Genomic DNA, 16101 nt, shown 5'->3' with positions numbered 1-16101 from the left:
TTGAAATTTTCTTGCCGATAAAATCAGCCGCTAAATCTCATTCAAATTATCAGTTGTAAGGGTGACGTAAGTTGCCCGAAGTAGAAAAAATCTTCCTGCTTTACGCTATAAACAACTGCCATAACCATACACCGAAAATGCCGCATTAACCACCAGCAACCACCATATTTTCTATTAACACCGAACCTGTTTGTTTGGTTCCGCGCACCAAAGTATCGGCTCCGATCGCCACTACCTGCATGAAGATATCCTTCATGTTTCCGGCGATCGTAATCTCTTCAACCGGGTACTGGATCACACCCTTCTCGACCCAGAAACCGGAGGCGCCACGCGAGTAATCACCTGTCACATAATTGACACCCTGCCCCATCAGTTCGGTTACCAGCAGACCGGTATCGAGCTTCTTCAGCATCGCCTTGAAATCATCCGTCGATTTGGTCAGCGTCGAAGTCATCGACAAATTATGCGAACCACCTGCATTACCGGTAGTTTGCATGCCGAGCTTGCGGGCCGAATAAGTCGAAAGGAAATAACCCTGCACGATACCGTCCTTGACGACATCACGGCGGTGGGTCTTCACCCCCTCTTCATCAAATGGCGATGAACCGACTGCACCAATCACGTGCGGGTCTTCGACAATTTGTACATGCGATGCAAAAGCGGCCTTGCCGAGCGAATCCAGCAGGAAAGTCGATTTGCGGTACAAGGCACCACCGGAGACGGCCTGCACAAAAGCACCGAGCAAACCGGCTGCCAGCGGCGCTTCGAACAGGACCGGGCATTTACGCGTATCCAGCTTACGTGCATTCAGGCGTGCCAGTGCACGTTGCGCTGCGTACTGACCGATCGCTTCCGGCTTCGCCAGCTTCTTAGGATCACGCATCGACGAATACCAGTCGTCGCGCTGCATATTGCTGCCCTTGCCGGCGATAGGTGCGACAGAAATCGTATGACGCGAATAAGGATAGCCACCGATGAAGCCGCGCGAATTAGCTGAAACAAAATGCGATTGCTGCGCATAGACGCTGGCCCCTTCGCTATTCGTGATGCGCTTGTCGACGGCAAATGCTGCTGCTTCGCCACGCTTGGCCAGCTCGACCGCCTCCTCACTGGAAATCAGCCATGGGTAGCACAGCTGCAAATCGCGCGGATTACGCTCCAGCATGTCGGCTTCCGGCAAACCGGCACAATCGTCTTCCGCGGTAAAGCGGGCGATGTTATAAGCCGCCTCAACCGTATCCTTCAGTGCCTGCTGGGAAAAGTCGGAAGTGCTGGCATTACCACGTCGTACATGGCCGTCTGTCCCCAGGTAAACGGTAACGCCCATGCCCTTGTCTTTATTCTGTTCTATCGTCTCGACGCCGCCTTTGCGTACCGAAACCGACAAACCGCTGCCCTCATTGATCTCTACGGCCGCATCGGAAGCGCCTTTTTCCTTCGCATAACGCAGCACATCCTGCGCCAATTGCTTTAATTGATCTTGACTATGTATAAACACTGATTCGCTCATGAGGGGGTCGTTTTCTTCGGAAATACCTATAAAACAGTTATCATAGCAGTCGTTTACAGAATGGCTACTAGCCTTATCAAATCAGATCATGCCAAATCCCAACCGAGGCTCCTGCGGATTCCAGTCGAGCGAATTCGAACAGGAATACGAACGCCCATCAAAATCCGAGCTAAAGCGCCAGATGACGGCCCTGCAAAAGCTCGGTGAAGAGCTGATCGCCGAACCGCGCGACCGCGTCAAACGCGTGCCTATGCCGGAAGACGTGCGCGACGCCATCCTCGAATGCCAGTTAATCAAAGACCACGAAGGTCGCCGTCGGCAGACACAATATGTCGGCAAAAAAATGCGCTCGCTGGAGCCGGACGAAATCGCCGTCATCCAGAAAATGCTGGATAGCTGGAAAGGCGCGTCCAAATCCGAAACCGCTGCCCTGCACGCGATCGAACGCAAACGCGACAAATTGTTGACAGATGACAAAGCGCTGACACAGTTGCTGGCAGACAATCCGGAACTGGACGGCCAGCACCTGCGCACCCTGATACGCAACGCGCGTAAGGAGCAGGCAGAGAACAAGCCGCCGAAAGCTTATCGCGAAATTTTCCAGATCCTCAAGCAACTGCAGGCGGCAGCCGCTGCCACATCTACTACGGACGAAGAAGACGATGTCGAAGAAGACTAACCCGGATGAATTGAAGATCGGCCTGGTATCGATCTCGGACCGCGCCTCCAGCGGTGTGTATCAGGACGAAGGCATACCTGCACTGCAAGCCTGGTTCACCTCGGCGTTGACCAGTGCATGGGTAGTAGAAACCCGTTTGATCCCGGATGAGCAATCCGCGATTGAAAAAGCCCTGATAGAACTGGTCGACATCGAACGCTGCGACCTCGTCATCACCACCGGCGGCACCGGCCCGGCCCGTCGCGACGTCACACCGGAAGCGACCATCGCTGTCGGCACCAAGGAAATGCCTGGCTTCGGCGAACAAATGCGCCAGATCAGCCTGCACTTCGTACCGACCGCCATCCTGTCGCGTCAGGTCACTGTAATCCGTGAAACCGCAGAGCACGCGGCTCTCATCATGAACCTGCCAGGCCAGCCCAAATCGATCAAGGAAACCCTGGAAGGCTTAAGGGATGCCGACGGCAAGCAAATCGTAGGCGGTATCTTCGCAGCGGTACCGTATTGCATAGACCTGATGGGCGGCCCGTATATCGAAACGAACGAAGCAGTCTGCAAAGCCTGGCGTCCGAAACACGCGATCCGTCCGGCCAAATAATTTTTTAACTTCCCGTAATTTTTACTCATCATCATGACTTTAGAAACCGTCGAACTTGAAACCGCACCCAACCCAACCGTTTCCATCATCTGGATGCATGGCCTAGGCGCCGACGGCAACGACTTTGTTCCTATCGTCAGAGAACTCGACCTGAGCGGCCTGCCTGGCATCCGTTTCGTATTCCCGCACGCACCGGAAATTCCGGTCACTGTTAACGGCTTCCGTGAAATGCCGGCCTGGTATGACGTTGTGGTGACTGAATTTGGTCGCGAAGAAGATGAAGCAGGTTTGCGCGCTTCGCAAGTTTCCATCAATGAATTGATCGAACGCGAAAAAGCACGCGGCATCGCCGCCGACAAAATCCTCATTGCCGGTTTCTCGCAAGGTTGCGCGATGACCTTCCAGGTCGGCCTGCGCTACCCTGAACGCCTGGGCGGCCTGCTCTGCCTGTCCGGTTACGTACCGATCGACTCGACGGTCGAAGCCGAACGCAGCGATGCCAACAAAGACATCCCTATCTACTACGGCCATGGTCGTGGTGATCAGGTCATTCCTATTACACGTGCGCAACGTTCACTGAGCTTGTTGCAAGCGCTGGGATATGAGGTGGACTGGCATGAATACAACATGCCGCACTCGGTTTGCGGACCGCAGCTGGATGATATTTCCAACTTCCTGAAACGCGTGTTGAAGTAAGCGTTTTGGGGGATTGAAAAAAGCACGCTATATGCGTGCTTTTTTATTGTCTGTCTGGTTTAGCTCGATTGGTAATAACGCTGTTCTTTCTTCGTGGAGAAGTGCGTTGCCGGGGGTAGCCCGGCAAACCAAGGCTGATCGAAGAAAGAACCCCATCAGCATCAGAAAACGAAACTAAACCATCTACTTAAAAACAACCGTCTTATGCCCATTAAGCAAAATCCGATGCTCCACAAAATACTTAACCGCCCGCGCCAACACCACACACTCCACATCCCGTCCGATCGCAGTTAAGGTAGCCGGATTCATAGCATGATCCACGCGCTCCACATCCTGCTCAATAATCGGACCTTCATCCAGATCACCAGTCACGAAATGCGCGGTCGCGCCGATCAGCTTCACGCCACGCTCATGCGCCTGATAATAAGGCTTGGCTCCCTTGAAGCTAGGCAGGAAAGAATGATGGATATTAATCGCCCGCCCCTGCAAAGCCTGGCACATCTGCGGTGACAATATCTGCATATAGCGCGCCAACACCACCAGATCGATTTCCGCACTGCGGGCGATTTCCAGCACGCGCTCTTCCTGTGCACGCTTGGCTTCTTCAGAAGCACCAGGCGCCAGCGGCAGGTGGTGGAACGGGATGTTGTAGCTGGCCGCGAGTTGATAGAAGTCTGTGTGATTGGAAACGATGGCCGGAATGTCTACCGGCAACAAACCACTTTTATAGCGGAACAGCAAATCGTTGAGGCAATGCCCGATCTTCGAAACCATCAGCATCACGCGCGGCTTTTTCTGCGCATCATGCAATTGCCAGGTCATCTGCATCGTCTCTGCCATCAGCGAGAAACTGGCGCGCAGAGCCGCATCATTGATGGATGCATCTTCCGCCGCGAAATAGACGCGCATGAAGAACAGTTGCGATTGCGCATCACCAAACTGGGCTGACTCTATGATGTTGCACCCATGCTCGGCCAGAAATCCGGATACGCGTTGCACGATGCCACGCTGATCGATACAGGACAGATTGAGTATGTATTCCGGATGCATGATGAGTACCTGAATAAAGTGCGCTTGCGGCTCAAGCGTTGCGCTTTATTGTCGCATGCCTTTGTTAATCAGGAGAAATCCTGCCCGAATACATCATGTCAGCAGACGTTATAAGTCCCTCGCGATAGCCATGCCGCCACGGCGAGGGACAGTTTTTTGCGTGCGGGAAAGTTAGACGCTTTTCGCGACTGACAAACCTTTCGCCTGAGTCGCCGCACCACCTACCTGCACATCACCAGCCAGTTGGCCGCCTTCTTCGATCACGACATTGCCGTAACGAATTTTTCCGGAGACCTTGCCCGATGCGTAGATCACCAGCTTCTGGCGTACTGTCAGTTCGCCGTCAAACGTGCCGTGAATTTCAGCGATGTCGATACCGGCCGAACCCTTGAAGGAGCCGTCTTTGGAAATCTGGATCACGCGTGAATCCATCGTCGCTTCAACGAAACCTTCAACCACCAGCGTGTCGCAATCAGTGATCTCAACACCCTTGAGTTTAATGTTAGGACCAACGATCAGTTTGCTGCCAACTTCATTGGTGTGCTGATTTGATGCTTGCCCCGAGGCATTCAAACCACCTGTCGGAACTGATGCTTTAGGAAAACTGGAGCTGCCTGTGCTTGAACTGGACAATGACGATGAGTTGGTTGTGCTCATAGGAGGATTTGGCGTATTGGTTTCTCGCTTGCCAAAAAGCGTGTCGGATCGAAGCATGAAATCTCCTGAAAATAATTGTCGCGATGACGTAATAAAAATAAATGAATACGCTGGCAGCATCGGCAGTACATCGCGCGTAACGGCATCCCGGCTTATCTGTTTTGCGTGGTGGCAATGCTATGAGCAGACAGACTAGCTCTCCACTCTGCACAACCAACACTTGGTGTGTCATGCGTTTTTAAAGTTCACATTTGTTACATTTTTATAAAAAATATTTTGCTTAAATTTTAAGCAGTAAATTTTATCGGGTAAGAATTACAAATCACTGCGTTGCTCAGGAAATATTTACACAGCACACGAAGAAGACGCGACTTACGAAGTCGATGCGAGCATCACAGATGGGATAAAAGCGCGCAGCAAAAATCTGCTGACGGGACTACTCTTGAAATCGAATTTATTCATTGAGGCGTGAGCAATGCATATTCCTGCATCACCGCCTTGCTCAGTGCATGTCACAAAGCAGATATATTTAGCCCGCATACTCGGTGGGCGTCTGTGCTTGACAATTGCTTATCAACAAGTAACCTTGTGGCCAGACGTACTTAATAACAATAACCCCTCAGGGAGCAACCATGACCGACGCAGCTGTTTTTCACGACATACCTGAAAACAATCCCCAGGCCTCCGATACACCGATACGCTTTTCTTTCAGCGGCACCGGCAGCGAATATTTCCGCATCTGGATCGTCAACCTGCTGTTTTCCATTCTCACCCTCGGCATTTATTCTGCGTGGGCCAAAGTACGCCGTACACGCTACTTCTACGGCAGCAGCAGCGTGGCCGGCACCAGCTTCGAATATCACGGCAATCCGATCGCCATCCTCAAGGGGCGCATCATGGCGGTCGTGCTTATCGTCATCTATAACATCGCACTCGAAATGTCGAACCTGGTCGGCCTTCTGATGGTGCTGGCGGTGATGGCGGCGACACCGTGGCTGATCTGGAAAAGCCTGCAGTTCAAACTGTACAACACCAGCTATCGCGGCATCCGCTTTGGTTTCCGTGGCGCATTAAAGCAAATCTACTGGGTGTACCTGGCGCTGCCTATCCTGACCGCTTTATCCCTCTTTATACTTGGGCCATTCACGCATCAACGCATCAAGAAATTCCAGCATCAGGAAAGCCGCTTTGGTACCAGCCATTTTTCCTTCAGCGCTACAGTCGGCAGTTTTTACAAAGCCTATCTGCTGGTCTTCGTCATCTGGCTGGCCGGCATCATCGCCATCTCGGTCACCCTGGGAGGCACCTTGTTTGCGATCATTACCGCGGACGCGATGGATCGTGAAGGAGCGGCTGCTGCAGGTGCGGCAGGCGTCTTCCTATTCTTCGGTGCGTTGTATATCTGGATGTTCCTGCTCTTCCCTATCTTTGCGACCCTGATCCAGAACCTGATCTGGAATAATACGCAGCTTGAGAAACATCGTTTCCTCAGCGATATGAAGTGGACACGCATGGCATTCATTACCGTCACCAACATCATCGGCATTATCTGCACACTGGGACTGTTCCTGCCGTTCGCACAGATACGCGCGATGAAGTACCGCATTGAATGCATGTCCCTGCTTCCTGACGGCAGCCTGGAGAATTTCATCGCAGCAAGCCAACAGCAAGTCAGCGCGACTGGCGAAGGCGTAGCCGATCTGCTTGATTTTGATTTGTCGTTGTAAGTGCTGGAACCAGGCATGAGCATCCCCGCCCTTTATTTCGATGGCAAGACTTCACGCGCGCATCAGGTCACGCTATCGGTAGAGGGCGGGCATGCGACTATTTCAGGTGAAGCTGAACGTAGCTGCCCGATCAGCGAGTTGCGCGTCTCCGAACGTGCGCGCAACACCAAACGCAAGGTCACTTTCCCGGATGAGGCTTATCTCGAGATAGCCGATACCGCGGCTTTCGATGCGCTGCTGGCAGATACCGGCCATCAGGATTCCTTGATCGTACGCATGCAGCAAAGCTGGCGTGGTGCGCTGACTGCAGTGGTCGCGACCCTGATCGTGCTGACCCTCAGCTATCTATACGTGTTACCGCTGGCATCCGAAGGCATCGCCAAGATGCTGCCGGAAAAGGTGGAACGTTCAATCGGCAAAGGCATGCTGGATTTTCTCGACAAGCAAATCTTCGCACCCAGCCAGCTACCGCAGGCACGACAAGAAGCCTTGATCGGACAGTTCAGGCACTTGCAGCCGCCACGCGGAGACGTACCGGGATACCGCATCCTGTTCCGCAAGAGCAAGATAGGTCCGAACGCCTTTGCGCTGCCCTCGGGTGAAATCATCATTACCGATGAACTGGTAAAGCTGATGAAGAACGACGAGCAAGTCATGGGGGTACTGGCGCACGAACTCGGTCATTTGCACGAACGTCACCTGATGCGCCGGGTGGTGCAAAGCTCGGCGGTAGCAGCACTGGCTACGGTCGTATTTGGCGATGCATCAGCTATCGTGGCGAATATTCCGACACTGCTGCTGGATATGAAGTATTCACGTGATGCCGAACGTGAAGCGGATGACTATGCGATTGCGATGATGAAAGCGAACGGCATAGACCTGGTGCACATGGCAGGCGGCTTTGAGCAGCTGCAGGCGGCAACCAAAGAAACTACGCCACCACCCTATCTGTCCAGCCATCCTTCAACCGACGAGCGTATCGACCACATACTCAAGTCGCGTTAAGCCTTTGCATTTGCATGAACGAAAAAAAAGCTGCCCGCGGGCAGCTTTTTTATTTACAGACGGTGATTAGTTACGAACCACGCGTTTGTATTCATTGGTACGGGTGTCGATCTCGATCACGTCGTCCTGGCTCACAAACAGTGGAACCTGAACCGTGTGACGGTGTGCTTCAACCGCGTTTTCGATTTTCGCTTCTTTCAATACGTTACCCGAAGTATTGCCTTTGACTGCTGGCTCGGAGTACACAACTTGACGTGCGATGGTGATAGGCAGCTCAACCGAGATTGCTTTGCCGTCGTAGAACACCGCTTCGCATTCCATACCGTCTTTCAGGTAGTGCAATGCATCGCCCAGGTTTTCTTCTTCGATTTCGTACTGGTTGTATTCTTCATCCATGAAGACATACAGCGGATCAGCAAAGTACGAGTAAGTAACTGGTTTTTTGTCGAGAACAACAACGTCGAACTTGTCGTCACCGCGGAATACGTTTTCCATCGGGGTGTTCGTCAGAAGATTTTTCATCTTCCATTTGTATGTGAAGCCCGTGCGGCTAGAACCATTGACATCAGAACGCAACACGATCATAGGTTTGCTATCAACCATAATGATGTTGCCAACGCGAATTTCTTTTGCAGGTTTCATAAAAAGTGTACGTAAAAAGTGGGTTGCATAAAAATCATCGGTCGCCTCCCGCCCAACAGCGCCGTAAGCTCACGTTTGATCGAATTCTAAATTAGCCGAGAATTATACCTTTTCTGGGCGCTCGACTTAAGGCAGCGTAGTAGCAAATTTCAACAAATTTGACGCTAAATCGCCATTTTTCAGCATTTGACGCTGCCAATCTGCCGATTTTTCCGTAATTTCAGCCATATCTGCCTCGACTGCAGCCCATAAAGCCCCCCAGTCTGCCTGCTGCGCACCACCCGGCACCTCTGCGCCATTCCAGTACAGCGAGAAAGCCGCCAGGCTGGGTAAAGCCGCGCTATAGCGTTGCAAAAAGGCACGCAGTTTCTTGTGATGCAGGTTTTCATCCTGCGGATAGATATGCCAGACGAAGGGCAGACCCGCCCATTGCGCCCGGACGAAGGAGTCTTCACCGCGCACAAAATTAAAATCACAAGCCCAGAGCAACTTGTCGTAATCAGGCTGCGGCACAAAAGGCAGCACCCGTACCGTCAATGCACCGCGGCTGGCACTCGCGCCAGCTTTCGCTTCCGTACCGAGGAAAGCCTGTACTGCTGCAGTCGCGACGCCCTCCGGCACCAGGCAACAAACCGGCTTCTGACCGTTTTGCCACACCTCAAACAATTCAGCGACCGGAGCATACGGATAACAAAACAGGGCAACCCTGGTCGCCGCCATGTCAACAGGCGTCACACCAAAGCGCGCGAGGAAGTCCGTCATCGCGGCCGGATCAGCCTGGAACTGCAGACGCTCTTGTTCCAGCCCGGCTTCGCGCAGCAAGCCACCGGTTTTGTCTGTGAAGCCGGGAAAAAAGAAATGCTTGATCAGCGGCAGGCGCGGATGCGGTGAAGTCAACGTATGGCAACCTTCGACCCACTCTTCCGCAGTCAGGCCCTCCAGATTGAACCAGCGCGGACGCGGCTCGCATTGCGCCATCGCGGCAATATAGTTGGGCGGGATATCGCAGGCAAAGAATTCAATGACGATATCGGCGACGTCTTTCGCTGTGTACTCACCATCCTGACTACGCCAGTGGCGTACCGTAACACCCGCTACCTGCTGTAGTTCAGCGTCCGGCACAACTTCCGGGCAGATGCGCCGGAAGCTGAGCAGATCATCTACCAATAAGGTGACGGAAATATGGTGTTCCTGTTGCAACTGACGTGCGAGACGCCAGCAGATGCCGATATCGCCATAGTTATCGACGACACGGCAGAACAGATGCAAAGTTTGAGGAGTAGTCATGCTGCAGGCCAAAATTTAATCCCAGCATGATAGACGATCAGCCATGTGCTGCGCCCGAATATAGTCATATTCCGTACGCAGCACATGTACTACATCAATGCGCACCCGCCGCATCGGCGCCGCCGCTGGCCTTGCTGCGCTTGGTAATCCAGATAAAGCCGATCAGGCACAGGAACATGATGGCCGACATCCAGAACAGATCGGTCGCCGCCAGCGTACTGGCCTGCACCGTCATCTGCCGGTCTATCACCGCCCATGCGGCCTGTTCCGACATACCACGTGCCATCAGCGCATTCACCGCTTGCGTGAAGGCCGGATTATGCACGCCGGTATATTCAGCCAGTTGCGCATGATGCAGAATGGTGCGGTTATCCCACATGGTCGACATCACCGAAGTACCGATACCGCCGAACATGATACGGACGAAGTTGGACAAACCTGCCGCCGCCGGAATCTTGTCCGGCGATTGTCCGGACAGGATGATGGAGGTCAGCGGAATGAAGAACATCGCCATCGCCGCACCCTGGATCACGGTCGGGATCATCAGCGTCATCATGTCCACATCCTGCGTGAATTGCGAGCGCATGAAGAACACCAGCGAGAAGATCAGGAAGGCCGTGGTCGCAACCCAGCGTGCATCGATCTTCGGCAACATCTTGCCGACGATGGGCGACAGGATAATCGCGAAGATACCCACCGGCGCCATCACCTTCCCGGCCTCGGTTGCGGTATAGCCGATTTGCGTCTGTAACCACAAAGGCAGGATCACCAGGCTACCGAAGAACAAACCATAAGCAACGGAAATCGCAATCACACCGCCGCTGAAGTTACGTCCCTTGAATAGCGACAGATCAACCACCGGATGCTCTTCACCGATTTCCCAAATCACAAAGTAGATGAACGTCACGACTGCGACCGAGGCCAGGATGATGATTTCACCAGAGTGGAACCAGTCCAGTTCCTTGCCCTTATCCAGCATCAATTGCAGCGAGCCCACCCACAACACCAGCAATACCAGTCCGACCTTATCGATAGGCAATTTGTAGGTTTTGGATTCGCGTTCTTTATAGATGGACCAGGTCGCCCATGCAGCAAACAGGCCGATAGGAATATTGATAAAGAAGATCCACGGCCAGGTGTAATTATCCGAGATCCAGCCACCGAGCAGCGGCCCCATAATAGGCGCCACCAGCGTCGTCATGCCCCAGAACGCCAGCGCCATCCCGCTCTTCGCGGGCGGATAGCTGGACAAGAGCAAAGCCTGTGACAAAGGAATCATCGGGCCCGCCACTGCGCCCTGCAACACGCGCGCGGCAATCAGGATTTCTATGCTGGGAGCAAAGCCGCACAGGCAGGAAGCCAGCACGAACAAGAGGATGGAACCGATGAAGAGGCGTACCTGGCCTATGCGTTGCGTCAGCCAGCCGGTCAATGGAACTGAAATTGCATTCGCCACCGAGAACGATGTAATCACCCAGGTACCCTGCTGCGGCGACACACCAAGGTCGCCGGAGATCGCCGGGATAGATACGTTGGCAATCGATGAATCGAGCACGTTCATGAACACCGCCAGCGATAAAGCCAGCGTGCCGATAATGAGCGGCGTGCCGCTCAGTGGCGGCAAGGCGGTACGGGGAGTGGCGCTCATGGTTTAGTGTTTGGCTGTAGGCGCAGCGCTATTCAGATTGCTTGCAATGATCTGTGCCACGCGTGCTGCAGCCTGGCTACCAGCGTCTTCAAACACTGCTGTCTGATACGCCGGTTGCTCACGTGGTGCTACGGTCGAAGTCAGCGATGTCCCTTCCGATTTCGCCACATCCACATCTACCTGCATGGACAAACCTACGCGCAATGGATGTGCTTCCAGATCCTTGGGATCCAGGGTAATCCGCACCGGAATACGTTGCACCACCTTAATCCAGTTGCCGCTGGCATTTTGCGTCGGCAACAAAGCGAAGGCTGCACCGGTACCCGCCGACAAACCTGCTACCTTGCCGTGATACTTGATGCTGCTGCCGTATACATCTGAGTACAGTTCAACCGGCTGGCCGATACGCATCTTCGCAACCTGTACTTCCTTGAAGTTGGCATCGACCCACAGCGCATTCAAAGGCACGACCGACAACAAAGGTGTGCCAGGTGCGACGCGCTGGCCGACCTGCACCGAGCGTTTGGCGATGTAACCGGTAATCGGTGCGAGCAAAGTATTACGCGACAAAGCCAGGTAAGCGGCTTGTACTTGTGCTGCTGCACGTTGCACATTCGGATGCTGGGCCACGGTCGTACCATCGGTCAACGCCTGGTTCGACGTCAGTTGATCACGTGCTGCCTGCAACGCAGACTCGGCGGCAATCAATGCAGTGCGGGCATGGTCGAGGTCTTCTTTCGCTACCGCACCAGTACCGCTCAATTCCTGGCGCCGCGCCAGATCATCACGCGCACGGGCCACATCGGCGACGCGTTGGGTGACCGCTGCATTCAATGCACCGTTGTTGACGAACAGCGTACGTACTTCACGTACGGTCTGCGCCAGCTGCGCTTCCGCCTGATCCAGCGCTACCTTGGCGTCGCTGTGATCGAGATCAACCAGCGGCTTGCCCGCCTCTACCAGCTCGGTATCGTCGGCATGGATCGCGACTACCGTGCCGCTGACCTGCGGCGTCACCTGCACCACGTTACCGGCGACATATGCATCATCGGTATCTTCAAAATGACGCGCGTAAATCGCCCACCAGACGCCATAGGCGATCAATAGCAAGGCCAGCAGGACCGATACTGCTATCAGGCGTTGACGGCGTTTACCGTTGGTTTTAGGTGTTTCTGCTACTTCTGGGCTAGTCGTATTCATGATGCACTTCTCACGGAGGTGGAAACGGTAGTTGAATTGGAATTGTCTTTATCTAAGCCTTGCGCCTGTGCGTCAAAACCACCGCCCAGTGCCTTGATCAGAGTGATGCGCAGATCACTGCGACGTGCGCGAGAATCAAGGTCGATGCGGCGTTGCGACAGCATGGTCATCTGCGCCGACAGCACCGGCAGCATATTGGTGGTACCGACACGCTCACGTTGCTGCGCCAGCCGGAAGCTGTTCGCCGAAGCCTGCGTCGCCAGCTGTTGCTGTTCGCTTTGCAGGGTAGCCGCGCGCAGGGACTGCACCTGATCGGCGACATCATGCAGCGCTTCGGTCAGGGTCTGGTTATAGGTTGCGACCGAACCGTCATACGATGCGACACGTCCTTTCAGGTTGGCGCGCAAGCTGCGGTCAAAGATAGGCAGATAAATCGCGGGGCCGACACCGACGATGCCGCTGCTGCTTTTCAGCAAATTGGTCAGGCCGAGGCTGGAGAAACCGGCAAAGGCCATGATGTTGACGTTCGGGTAGAACAGCGTCCTGGCGGCATCGATATCACCTTGCGCCGCTTCCACATGCCAGCGTGCCGCCACGATATCCGGGCGACGTCCGATCAGGCCCAGCGGCAAGGCATCCGGCAAGGCGATGGCCGTTTCAGACGGCAAAGCCGGACGCTCGATTTGCAAGCCACGATCCGGGCCCTTGCCCAGCAAGGCAGCCAATTGATTGCGTGTCAGTGCGATGGCTTCATTCAGTTGCGCATTTTCTGCGCGCAGGCTGGCGAGGCTTTGCGTGGTTTGCTGGTTTTCACTTTGGGTACCAAGGCCGACTTTGAAGCGCAGTTGCGTCAGGCGCTGGATTTCGGCGGCTGCTTTCAACTGCTCCTGGTTCAAATCCAGTTGCCCGTACTGACGCGCCAGTTGTATCCAGGCGCGCGCCACTGCGGTGGAAATCATCAGGCGCGCATTGTATTGCTCGGCTTGCGCGGCTTTTCCGGCCGACAAGGCGCTGCGCAATTCAGCCGCGTGCTTGCCCCAGAAATCAAAATCATAGGAAAAATTCAGCGTAAGCTGATTGTCGGACTTGTACTCACCACCCAATGGTGGCGGGATGATGCCGTTCTCGGTATAGCGCTGATAGGTGCTGCTGGCATTCGCCGACCATGATGGTCGTGCGCTCGCGGCAGCGACATCGGCGGCTGCCTGTGCCCCGGCGACACGCGCCGCAGCGACTTGCAGATTGGGATTACCAGCGATGGCTTCATCCACCAAAGCCTGCAACTGCGCACCGCCTATGCTCTGTGCCCATGATGCATCCGGCCACTGCCCGCCCTGCTGCGGCAACGAAGTCGCGCTGGCGTAATCACTGCTCTGCTGCATGGTGGCGCTGGTATCTATGCCCTTGAAGCTGGCACAGGCACTCAGCAAAACGGCAGCACAACCAGCCGTCAGCAAACCGCGGAGCGGTAAGCGCAAACCCTGGGATGAGGAAATTTTCATGATAGATCCTGCTTAATATTTTTTGACCAGACTTACTTGTCGTTTTTTTCTGCAACAGGGACTTCACCGGCATTGCTATCCAGCAGTTTGCGTAACAGGCTTTTCAGGGTCGTCACTTCTTCCACGCTGAAATCGGCAAAGCTTTGATTCAGCACCACGGAGTACAAAGTCGGCAATTGCTCGGCCAGTGCTGCGCCAGTTTCAGTTAAATGCAAATCAATGACACGCCTGTCATCACCACGTGGCTTGCGCACCAGCATGCCGCGCTTTTGCAGGCGATCAACCATGCGGGTCATGGAAGCAGAATCCAGATACAGCTCGCGCGACAATTCGGCAGCAGTCGAGAAATTGCCGCTGGCCAGCATCATCACTACCGCACCTTGCGCCGACGTAATGTCATGCGCCGCCAGCTTGGAATCCACGCGTTTTGCAAGTTTGGTGCGCGAACGCGCGAGCAGATAGCCAACACTGTCTTCAATACAGTAGCTGCCGGGAGGAAACTTTTCTTTCATGTTTGTCATAATAGGGGTCATGTCAATAACTGCATAGGCAGCTATTATGCCGAAAAGTTCAAAAGCTTGCAGGGAACTCAAAAAACCGGGAAATCAGACAGGAAGGACGACGCGCGCCGCCCTCGCGTCGCTCTATATACAGACGTTATTAATTAAGATGAGGAAGGATAGATCTGGCGATGCATCGCGAGTAGCTGCAGAAGGCTACCCGCTGACACCATCAAGCGCCGGCCGCGATCAGCAATTGGGCGATTTCTTCGTAACCTTTTTCGCGCGCCAGGAAGAGCGGCGTTTTGCCCCACATATCGGTCATATGCGGATTCGCACCATGCTCCAGCAACAAACGCACGATCTCTTGCTGCTTGCTGCCGCCGTCATTGAGGATGATGGCTTCCAGCAGCGGCGTCCAGCCGACAAAGTTGGTGTGATTAACGTTGATCTCGGTATGCAGCAATAACTCGCGCACGATATCGAGATGACCTTTTTCACAGGCCGGCGTCAGGCCTACGCCACCAAAGCGCGATAAACGATTCAGATCAGGCTGCGCTGGCAATACGATGCGCAGCAAACGCAAATCATTATTCAGGCAGGCCAGCAAAAAAGGATTGAAGCAAGTCTGGTCCTGCTTATTGATATCGGCACCGGCTGCTATCAGGCACTCTACGCATGCATAGTGCTGCTTCAGGCTCGCCAAGGTAATCGCGGTACGTCCCTGGCGATTAGTCGCATTGATATCCACACCTGCTGCCAGCAAGACGCGCAGCTGCGCCAGGTCACCTTCTTCGGCCGCTTGTAAAAACTGGCTTACTGCTTCGCTGTTTAACATATGTCTTCTCCTGTCTGTCGCGCGAAACTGATAAGTAAGGACTACGAAACAGGCGCAATCAATTTACGCACATTTCATTTTCATCCAATTCAGGCATCGTGTGACCGACGCATATGAATATGCGGTAGTAACAAGCGTACATCATGCGATATGCATGAATCGAAAAGACAAAAAAAAACACCTCGCATCAGCGTGGTGTTTTTAACCTGGCGTCCCCAAGGGGATTCGAACCCCTGTACTCACCGTGAAAGGGTGATGTCCTAGGCCTCTAGACGATGGGGACAGAAAACTGCCCATATTACTGGCCTTGCTACGCCCTGCACTTCTCTACCAAACAGGCGCAATCAATTTGCACGCACATCATGTACATTCCGCGATATGCATGAATCGGAAAAAAAAACACCACGCATCAGCGTGGTGTTTTTAACCTGGCGTCCCCAAGGGGATTCGAACCCCTGTACTCACCGTGAAAGGGTGATGTCCTAGGCCTCTAGACGATGGGGACAGAAAACTGCCCGTATTACTGGCCTTACTGCTTCCTACACTTCTCTACCACAGTTGG

Annotated in this window: 15 protein-coding genes and 2 tRNA genes; 5 read left to right on the top strand and 12 right to left on the bottom strand. The window is 53.9% G+C overall.

The window, feature by feature from the left end:
• Window positions 1-145 precede the first annotated feature (145 nt).
• Entirely contained in the window at window positions 146-1510 is a 1365-nt protein-coding gene (gene pmbA / locus DBR37_RS06270) for a metalloprotease PmbA (protein WP_124573613.1), read from the bottom strand.
• Window positions 1511-1598: 88 nt separating this feature from the next.
• Between pmbA and yjgA the strand changes: the two genes are divergently transcribed.
• From yjgA to DBR37_RS06255, 3 genes are read left to right on the top strand one after another with little or no spacing between them, the layout of a single operon-like run.
• Window positions 1599-2189 carry a ribosome biogenesis factor YjgA gene (gene yjgA, locus DBR37_RS06265; RefSeq protein ID WP_124573612.1) on the top strand — a complete coding sequence of 197 codons (591 nt, stop codon included), beginning with the start codon at window positions 1599-1601 and terminating at the stop codon, window positions 2187-2189.
• A complete protein-coding gene (mog, locus tag DBR37_RS06260; RefSeq protein WP_124573611.1) occupies window positions 2173-2787 on the top strand; it encodes a molybdopterin adenylyltransferase in 615 nt (204 codons plus the stop codon). The genes yjgA and mog overlap by 17 nt, the downstream gene beginning before the upstream one ends.
• 33 nt (window positions 2788-2820) lie before the next feature.
• Window positions 2821-3483: an alpha/beta hydrolase gene (locus tag DBR37_RS06255; RefSeq protein WP_124573610.1), complete on the top strand. Its 663-nt coding sequence runs from the start codon at window positions 2821-2823 to the stop codon at window positions 3481-3483.
• Window positions 3484-3666: 183 nt separating this feature from the next.
• Here DBR37_RS06255 and purU read toward each other — a convergent pair whose 3' ends face one another.
• Together purU and DBR37_RS06245 are read right to left on the bottom strand one after the other, a co-directional pair.
• The gene (gene purU, locus DBR37_RS06250; protein WP_124573609.1) at window positions 3667-4536 is read right to left on the bottom strand and encodes a formyltetrahydrofolate deformylase; all 870 of its coding nucleotides are present in this window, start codon (window positions 4534-4536) and stop codon (window positions 3667-3669) included.
• Between the two features lie 168 nt (window positions 4537-4704).
• A complete protein-coding gene (locus DBR37_RS06245) occupies window positions 4705-5247 on the bottom strand; it encodes a polymer-forming cytoskeletal protein (RefSeq protein WP_124573608.1) in 543 nt (180 codons plus the stop codon).
• Window positions 5248-5822: 575 nt separating this feature from the next.
• Between DBR37_RS06245 and DBR37_RS06240 the strand changes: the two genes are divergently transcribed.
• Window positions 5823-6917 carry a YjgN family protein gene (locus tag DBR37_RS06240; RefSeq protein ID WP_124573607.1) on the top strand — a complete coding sequence of 365 codons (1095 nt, stop codon included), beginning with the start codon at window positions 5823-5825 and terminating at the stop codon, window positions 6915-6917.
• A 15-nt stretch (window positions 6918-6932) separates the two neighbouring features.
• Entirely contained in the window at window positions 6933-7922 is a 990-nt protein-coding gene (locus DBR37_RS06235) for a M48 family metallopeptidase (protein ID WP_124573606.1), read from the top strand.
• 66 nt (window positions 7923-7988) lie between these two features.
• Here DBR37_RS06235 and DBR37_RS06230 read toward each other — a convergent pair whose 3' ends face one another.
• The 9 genes from DBR37_RS06230 to DBR37_RS06190 form a co-directional block, all read right to left on the bottom strand.
• Window positions 7989-8564 carry an elongation factor P gene (locus DBR37_RS06230; RefSeq protein ID WP_012078983.1) on the bottom strand — a complete coding sequence of 192 codons (576 nt, stop codon included), beginning with the start codon at window positions 8562-8564 and terminating at the stop codon, window positions 7989-7991.
• 126 nt (window positions 8565-8690) lie between these two features.
• Window positions 8691-9851: an elongation factor P maturation arginine rhamnosyltransferase EarP gene (gene earP / locus DBR37_RS06225; RefSeq protein ID WP_124573605.1), complete on the bottom strand. Its 1161-nt coding sequence runs from the start codon at window positions 9849-9851 to the stop codon at window positions 8691-8693.
• Between the two features lie 94 nt (window positions 9852-9945).
• Complete coding sequence (locus DBR37_RS06220; protein ID WP_124573604.1) at window positions 9946-11499, bottom strand: DHA2 family efflux MFS transporter permease subunit; 1554 nt, start codon at window positions 11497-11499, stop codon at window positions 9946-9948.
• A gap of 3 nt (window positions 11500-11502) precedes the next feature.
• Window positions 11503-12699, bottom strand: coding sequence for an HlyD family efflux transporter periplasmic adaptor subunit (locus DBR37_RS06215; RefSeq protein ID WP_124573603.1), 1197 nt, complete (start codon window positions 12697-12699; stop codon window positions 11503-11505).
• The gene (locus DBR37_RS06210) at window positions 12696-14201 is read right to left on the bottom strand and encodes an efflux transporter outer membrane subunit (protein WP_124573602.1); all 1506 of its coding nucleotides are present in this window, start codon (window positions 14199-14201) and stop codon (window positions 12696-12698) included. Before DBR37_RS06210 ends, DBR37_RS06215 begins: the two co-directional genes overlap by 4 nt.
• A 32-nt stretch (window positions 14202-14233) precedes the next feature.
• Entirely contained in the window at window positions 14234-14713 is a 480-nt protein-coding gene (locus DBR37_RS06205; RefSeq protein WP_124573601.1) for a MarR family winged helix-turn-helix transcriptional regulator, read from the bottom strand.
• 220 nt (window positions 14714-14933) lie between these two features.
• Window positions 14934-15539 carry an ankyrin repeat domain-containing protein gene (locus DBR37_RS06200; protein ID WP_124573600.1) on the bottom strand — a complete coding sequence of 202 codons (606 nt, stop codon included), beginning with the start codon at window positions 15537-15539 and terminating at the stop codon, window positions 14934-14936.
• Window positions 15540-15746: 207 nt separating this feature from the next.
• Window positions 15747-15822: transfer RNA gene (locus tag DBR37_RS06195), tRNA-Glu, on the bottom strand.
• A gap of 146 nt (window positions 15823-15968) precedes the next feature.
• Window positions 15969-16044, bottom strand: a tRNA-Glu gene (locus DBR37_RS06190).
• Window positions 16045-16101: the final 57 nt, after the last annotated feature.

The sequence above is a fragment of the Herminiimonas sp. KBW02 genome (assembly GCF_003852535.1).
Lineage (GTDB): Bacteria > Pseudomonadota > Gammaproteobacteria > Burkholderiales > Burkholderiaceae_D > Oxalicibacterium.
Note: the sequence above shows the minus strand (reverse complement) of the source record. Positions and strands in the feature narration are given on the sequence as shown.